Source organism: Vibrio sp. 2132-1, from assembly GCF_033344315.1.
In genome coordinates, this window is sequence record NZ_JAWPON010000169.1 from 1 (window position 1) to 889 (window position 889).

Sequence of the window (889 nt, forward strand, 5' to 3'; positions counted from 1 at the left end):
GTTTTCCCATTGTTGATCTTTATGGGCGTTGGTGCGATGACGGACTTTGGCGCATTGATCGCGAACCCTAAAACACTTTGGTTAGGGGCGGCAGCGCAGTTTGGTATTTTTGCGACCTTGTTTGGGGCGATTTTGCTTAACTTTGTGCCGGGGATGGAATTCTCGATGGCAGATGCATCATCGATCGCCATCATCGGTGGTGCTGATGGTCCAACGGCGATCTTCTTGGCCAGCAAGTTGTCGCCAGACTTATTGGGGGCGATTGCGGTAGCGGCATACAGCTACATGGCATTAGTTCCGATCATTCAACCGCCAATTATGAAAGCGCTGACTACCAAAGAAGAGCGTGAAATCAAAATGGCGCAGCTTCGTCATGTTGGTAAGTGGGAAAAAGTGTTCTTCCCGATGGCCGTGCTGTTGATGACGATTCTGTTCCTACCTTCTGCGACGCCATTGGTTGGTATGTTCTGTCTCGGTAACCTGATGCGTGAAGCGGGTGTGGTGGATCGTTTATCGAAAACTGCACAAAATGAACTGATCAATATTGTGACTATCTTCTTGGGTTTAGGGGTTGGCTCGAAACTGCAAGCTGACCAGTTCTTAAACTTGGAAACATTAGGCATTCTTGGTCTAGGCGCTGTGGCGTTCAGTATCGGTACAGGCGCAGGTGTGCTCATGGCTAAGCTTCTCAATAAGTTCTCAGAAGAGGACATCAACCCACTCATTGGCGCGGCAGGGGTGTCTGCCGTACCTATGGCTGCGCGTGTGGTGAACAAAGTCGGGCTTGATGCAAACCCTCAAAACTTCTTGTTGATGCATGCGATGGGACCAAACGTAGCTGGTGTACTTGGCTCCGCGGTCGCGGCAGGTATTCTGTTGGCCTTGGTTG

The 889-nt window shown here is 50.5% G+C and carries 1 protein-coding gene; it reads left to right on the forward strand.

Annotation, left to right across the window (positions count from 1 at the left end):
• Positions 1 to 889: sodium ion-translocating decarboxylase subunit beta (locus R8N47_RS24195; RefSeq protein ID WP_318185976.1), on the forward strand; the 889-nt coding region annotated here is incomplete at both ends.